Raw genomic sequence first — 6376 nt, 5'->3', positions numbered from 1 at the left:
GGGGGGGGGGGGGGCGGTCCCGACCCCCCCCCCCCCCCGCCGCCCGCGCCCGCGCGCCCACCGCCGGCGGGGGCCCCCCCCCCCCCCCCGCCCCCGCCCCTGCTGGTCGAGGCCGGTCAGACCTTCAGCGTCTTGATCGACGTCGGCGCGTGGCCGGGCTCGGTGGCCAGGTCCTCGAACTCGCTGATGTCGCTGATGTCCATGGTGCGGCTCATCGAGATGTTGGTGATCCGCTCCAGGATCGCCTCGACGACGACCGGCACCCGGTACTCGGCGGCCAGCTTCTTCGCCTCCTCGAAGGCGGCGCCCAGCTGGTCCGGCTCGGTGACCCGGATCGCCTTGCAGCCCAGGCCCTCGGCGACCTTGACGTGGTCGACGCCGTAGACGCCGATCTCGGGCGTGTTGATGTTCTCGAATTCCAGATTGACCTGGAAGTTGATGTCCAGGCCGATCTGCGCCTGGCGGATCAGGCCCAGGTAGGCGTTGTTCACCAGGACGTGGACGTAGGGGATCCGGTGCTGCGCGGCGACCGCCAGCTCCTCGATCAGGAACTGGAAGTCGTAGTCGCCGGACAGGGCGACGACCGGGGAGTCCGGGTCGGCCTTGGCGACACCGATCGCGGCCGGGATGGTCCAGCCCAGCGGGCCGGCCTGGCCGCAGTTGATCCAGTGGCGCGGCTTGTAGACGTGCAGCATCTGCGCGCCGGCGATCTGGGACAGGCCGATCGTGGTGACGTACCGGGTCTCCGGGCCGAAGGCCTTGTTCATCTCCTCGTACACGCGCTGCGGCTTCATCGGCACGTTGTCGAAGTGCGTACGGCGCAGCAGGGTGGCCTTGCGCTCCTGCGTGGAGGCGATCCAGTCGGAGCGGTCGGGGAGCCTGCCCTCGGCCTTCAGCTCCTTGGCGACCTCGATGAACAGCTCCAGCGCGGCCTTGGCGTCGGAGACGACACCGTAGTCCGGCGGGAAGATCTTGCCGATCTGGGTGGGCTCGATGTCGACGTGGACGAACGTGCGGCCCTCGCGGTAGACGTCGAGCTTGTAGCCGGTGTGGCGGTTGGCCCAGCGGTTGCCGATGCCGAGGACGAAGTCGGACTCCAGGAAGTTCGCGTTGCCGTACCGGTGCGAGGTCTGGACGCCGACCATGCCAGCGTTCAGCTCGTGGTCGTCGGGCAGGGTGCCCCAGCCCATCAGGGTGGGGATGACCGGGGTCTGGGTCAGCTCGGCGAACTCGACCAGCAGGTCGGAGGCGTCGGCGCCGACGATGCCGCCGCCCGCGACGATGACCGGGCGCTCGGACTCCAGGAGGAAGGAGATGGCCTTCTCGATCTGGGCGCGGGTCGCGGCCGGCTTGTAGACCGGCAGCGGCTCGTACGTCTCCGGGTCGAACTCGATCTCGGTGAGCTGGACGTCGATCGGCAGGTCGATCAGGACCGGCCCGGGACGGCCGGAGCGCATCAGGTGGAACGCCTGCTGGAAGACGCCGGGGACCTGTGCGGCCTCCAGGACGGTGACCGCCATTTTGGTGACCGGCTTGGCGATCGAGGCGATGTCGACGGCCTGGAAGTCCTCCTTGTGGATCACATGGGTGGGCGCCTGGCCCGTGATGCACAGGATCGGGATGGAGTCGCCGATGGCGGAGTACAGACCGGTGATCATGTCCGTGCCGGCCGGGCCGGAGGTGCCGATGCAGACGCCGATGTTGCCCGGCTCGGTGCGGGTGTAGCCCTCGGCCATGTGCGAGGCGCCCTCGACGTGGCGGGCGAGGGTGTGGTTGATGCCGCCGCCCTCCTTGAGGGCCTTGTAGAACGGGTTGATCGCCGCGCCCGGCACACCGAAGGCGTCGGTGACGCCCTCGCGCTTGAGGATCTCAACTGCCGCGCGGGCAGCGGTCATACGAGCCATCGAGTACTCCTGCTTCGGCTGTCGGATGCGTACTCCCGTCGCGCCCCGCGGTGAGCACAGTCTCCAGGTGGTCCATTTCCGCAAACTTTCCGTAATGCGGAACTTAACTTCTACTATCTGGAAGCAATGTAGGTGGGCGCGCGGAGGTCGTCAAGAGCGGTCCGGACAGCGGCAAGCGCCGGACAGGAGGGCCGCAGAGGAGGACCATGGGTAGCGCCGTCCCGACGCGACGCCTTGGAGTGGGCCATGCCCGAGAGCGTTCCGGTGCGCTGCCCGGTCTGCCGGCGCGCGCATGTCTACACCGCGCCGGCGTATCCCTGCGCCTGCGGGACACCCACCGCCCCGCGCCTGGATCCGGCGACGGAGCCGGCCGTGGCGGCGCACCGCGCCTGGGAGGACGAGTGGCTCACGGTGCCGTGCGCGGCCTGCGGGCGCCTGGGCCACTGGCCGCGTCCGGAACTGGGCTGCCCGTGCGGCACGGTCCTGCGCATCGCGGTGGCGCAGCCGCCGGCCGGGGAGACGGCTCCGGCCGAGCCCCCGCACGCTCGCGCCGCCGGCCACGAACCGGACGACGGCACCGAGGGCCCGGCCGGGCACCGCGCCCCTTTCCAGCCCCACACCATCCGCACCGCCCGCGACGCCGTCACCACCGCCGCGCTCTATCTGCGCTGGCTCGGCTACCGGGACATCCGCCGCGCCGACCAGCGGCCCCCGAACGGCATCGGGCTCGCCGCGCGCGGGCTGCTCGCCCAGGTGGACCCGACCGTACGGCCGGCCGCCCCGCGGGACGTGGAGTGCCTGTGGCTGACGGCGATGACCGAGTCCGCGCAGTGCGTGTACTTCTCGCTCGCCGGCTACACCAGCGCCGCCCGGGCCGGCGCGGACACGCTGGGGATTCCGCTGTTCGTGCTCGACCTGGCGGGCGTGCCGCAGCCGGTGAACGACGCCGCCGAGGCCCTGCACGTCACGGGGGCGCCGGCGCCGGCGACCAGAGCGCGGGACGGGCACGTGTGACACGGCCGCCCGACGAACCCCGGGACGGGTACACCACCGACAGCGCGCTCGCCCGGGGATCGCCGTGGAACATTCAGCGGATGCTCGCTTGCGGGCGGTTCACACCCCGTACTTCGCCCGCAGTTCCACCTTGCGGACCTTCCCGGACACCGTCATCGGGAAGGAGTCGAGGATCTGGAGCCGGCTCGGGACCTTGTAGTGCGCCAGACGTCCCTGACAGAAGTCCCGCAGCTCCTCCAGCGTGAGCGGGTCCGCGGGGTCGCGCGGGATCACGCAGGCGAGGACCTCCTCGCCGTACCGCTCGTGCGGCACCCCGACGACCTGGACGTCCCGGATCTTCGGGTGGGCGTAGAGGAACTCCTCCACCTCGCGCGGGTAGATGTTCTCGCCGCCGCGGATGATCATGTCCTTGATCCGGCCGACGATCTCCACGTAGCCGTCCTCGCGCATGACCGCGAGGTCCCCGGTGTGCATCCAGCGGCCCGCGTCGATCACCTCGGCCGTCTTCTCCGGCTCGTTCCAGTAGCCGAGCATCACGCTGTAGCCGCGCGTGCACAGCTCCCCCGCCGTGCCTCGGGGCCGGGTCACTCCGGTGGCCGGGTCGACGACCTTGACCTCCAGGTGGGGCAGGACCCGGCCGACGGTGGCGGTGCGGTGCTCCAGGTCGTCCTCGATCCGCGTCTGCAACGACACCGGGGACGTCTCCGTCATGCCGTAGCAGATGGAGACCTGCTCCATGTGCATCTCGGCGACCACCCGCTTCATCACCTCCACCGGGCAGGGCGAGCCGGCCATGATGCCGGTGCGCAGGGTGGACAGGTCGTAGGAGGCGAAGTCCGGGAGGTTCAGCTCGGCGATGAACATGGTGGGCACGCCGTACAGGGACGTGCACCGCTCCCGCTGCACCGCCTCCAGCGTGGCCTTCGGGTCGAAGGACGGGGCCGGGATGACCATGCAGGCGCCGTGCGAGGTGGCCGCCAGATTCCCCATGACCATGCCGAAGCAGTGGTAGAACGGCACCGGAAGGCAGATCCGGTCCTGCTCGGTGTAGGCGATCGACTCCCCGACGAAGTACCCGTTGTTGAGGATGTTGTGGTGGGAGAGGGTCGCCCCCTTCGGGAAGCCGGTCGTGCCCGAGGTGTACTGGATGTTGATCGGGTCGTCGCAGGACAGGTCCTCGTACACGACGTCGGCCGTCCCTCGCGCGAGCAGCGCCTCCCAGCTCGGGTCGCCGATGTACACGACCTCCCGCAACTCGGGGCACTTGCCCCGCACCTGCTCGGCCATCGCCCGGTAGTCGCTCGTCCTGTGGCGCAGGGAGGCGAAGAGGAGACGGACGCCGGCCTGGCCGAGGACGTACTCGACCTCGTGGGTGCGGTACGCCGGGTTGATGTTGACCATGATCGCGCCGATGCGGGCGGTGGCGTACTGGACCAGGACCCACTCCGGGCAGTTGACCGCCCAGATGCCCACCCGGTCGCCCTTGGTGACCCCGCCGGCGACCAGCGCCCGCGCCAGCTCCTCGACGTCCACGCCGAATTGTGCGTACGTCCAGCGCCGCCCCGACTCCACGTCGACCAGCGCCTCGCGGTCCGGCCAGGTCGCGACGGCCCGGTCCAGGTTGGCGCCGATGGTGTCGCCGAGCAGGACGGTCGGGCTCGTCCCGTGCGTGTACGACTGCCCCTGGGTCACCGGAAGTCCTCCTCGCGGTACTCGTTCGCCGAGCCCGCGGCCGTGGCCTCGCGCAGCTCGATCCGGCGGATCTTGCCGGAGACGGTCTTGGGCAGCGCGCCGAACTCCAGCCGGCGGATGCGCTTGTACGGGGCGAGCACCTCGCGGGAGTGCTCGAAGACGACCTTCGCGGTGTCGGGGCCGGGCTCCCAGCCCTCGGCGAGGACGATGTACGCCTTGGGCACGGCGAGCCGCAGCTCGTCCGGGGCGGGCACGACGGCCGCCTCGGCCACCGCCTCGTGCTCCAGCAGCGCGCTCTCCAGCTCGAACGGACTCACCTTGTAGTCCGAGGCCTTGAACACGTCGTCGCTCCGGCCGATATAGGTGAGATAGCCCTCTTCGTCCCTGGTCGCGATGTCCCCCGTGCGGTAGTAGCCGCCCGCCATGGCCTCCGCCGTGCGGTCGGGGTCGCCGTGGTAGCCGGTCATCAGGCCGACCGGGCGCTCGGAGAGGTCGAGGGCGATCTCGCCCTCGGTGGCGCCGGGCGCGCCGGAGACCGGGTCGAGGAGATCCACCCGGAAGCCGGGGCTGGGGCGGCCCATGGAGCCGGTCTTCAGCGGCTGGCCGGGGCTGTTGGAGACCTGCACGGCGGTCTCGGTCTGGCCGAAGCCGTCCCGGACGGTGACGCCCCAGGCGCGCCGGACCTGCTCGATGACCTCGGGGTTGAGCGGCTCCCCGGCGGCCACGATCTCGCGGGGCGGGGTGCGCAGCTGCCCGAGGTCGGCCTGGATGAGCATGCGCCACACGGTCGGCGGGGCGCAGAAGGTGGTCACACGGGCCCGGTCCATCTCGGCCATCAGCCGGGACGCGTCGAAGCGGGTGTAGTTGAAGAGGAAGACGGTCGCCTCGGCGTTCCACGGCGCGAACAGGTTGGACCAGGCGTGCTTGGCCCAGCCGGGCGAGGAGATGTTCAGGTGCACGTCACCGGGTTTGAGGCCGATCCAGTACATGGTGGCCAGATGCCCGATGGGGTACGAGGTGTGGGTGTGCTCGACCAGCTTGGGGCGGGCGGTCGTACCCGAGGTGAAGTAGAGCATCAGCGGGTCGTCGGCGAGGGTCGGGCCGTCGGGGACGAAGTCGGCGGGAGCGGTGTACGCGTCCTCGTACGGCTCCCAGCCCTCCTCCGGCAGGCCGCCGACCGAGATCCGGGTGTAGGCGCCGGGCACGTCGGCGAACTTGGCGGTGTCCTCGGCCCGCACGATCACATGCTTCACCCGGCCCCGGTCCACCCGGTCGCGCAGGTCGGCCGGGCCGAGCAGCGGGGTGGCCGGGATGACGACGGCGCGCAGCTTCATCGCGGCCAGCGCGGTCTCCCACAGTTCGGCCTGGTTGCCGAGCATGACGAGGATGCGGTCCTCGGCGGCGACCCCGCGCCCGCGCAGCCACCGGGCCACCCGGTTCGAGCGTTCGGCCAGCTCGGCGAAGGAGAGCCGGGTCTCGGCGCCGTCCTCCTCGACGATGTGCAGCGCGGTCCGGTCGTTGCCGGCGGCGATCACGTCGAACCAGTCCAGCGCCCAGTTGAAGTGCGCCGGCCGCGGCCAGCGGAAGCCCTCGTAGGCGGTGGCGTAGTCCTCACGGTGCTCCAGGAGGAAGTCCCGTGCGTTCCTGAAGGCATCGGTCGCCGTCGTCATCTGCGTCCTCCCATGTTCCGGACCATTGCCGGGCGGCTCTCTGGCATCGTCTAATCCGTGATGCAGGTCTCACTACCCCCGAACGGGGGTGTGGGC

At 70.8% G+C, this 6376-nt stretch carries 4 protein-coding genes; 1 reads left to right on the top strand and 3 read right to left on the bottom strand.

All coding sequences use genetic code 11. The features are described from left to right. Positions 1-116: 116 nt before the first annotated feature. Positions 117-1895 carry a glyoxylate carboligase gene (gene gcl, locus ABZ937_RS05950; RefSeq protein WP_361686134.1) on the bottom strand — a complete coding sequence of 593 codons (1779 nt, stop codon included), beginning with the start codon at positions 1893-1895 and terminating at the stop codon, positions 117-119. A gap of 255 nt (positions 1896-2150) precedes the next feature. Between gcl and ABZ937_RS05945 the strand changes: the two genes are divergently transcribed. Beyond that, on the top strand, positions 2151-2918 hold the full coding sequence (locus tag ABZ937_RS05945) for a hypothetical protein (RefSeq protein ID WP_361686106.1): 768 nt from the start codon (positions 2151-2153) through the stop codon (positions 2916-2918). 99 nt (positions 2919-3017) lie between these two features. Here ABZ937_RS05945 and ABZ937_RS05940 read toward each other — a convergent pair whose 3' ends face one another. Both ABZ937_RS05940 and ABZ937_RS05935 read right to left on the bottom strand, forming a co-directional pair. Further along, the gene (locus ABZ937_RS05940; protein WP_361686104.1) at positions 3018-4610 is read right to left on the bottom strand and encodes an AMP-binding protein; all 1593 of its coding nucleotides are present in this window, start codon (positions 4608-4610) and stop codon (positions 3018-3020) included. Then, positions 4607-6280, bottom strand: coding sequence for an AMP-binding protein (locus tag ABZ937_RS05935; protein WP_361686102.1), 1674 nt, complete (start codon positions 6278-6280; stop codon positions 4607-4609). Before ABZ937_RS05935 ends, ABZ937_RS05940 begins: the two co-directional genes overlap by 4 nt. Between the last annotated feature and the right edge of the window lie 96 nt (positions 6281-6376).

It is taken from the genome of Streptomyces sp. NPDC046727 (genome assembly GCF_040645635.1).
In the GTDB taxonomy this organism is placed as follows: Bacteria; Actinomycetota; Actinomycetes; order Streptomycetales; family Streptomycetaceae; genus Streptomyces.
This window is presented reverse-complemented; position numbering and strand designations above follow the sequence as displayed.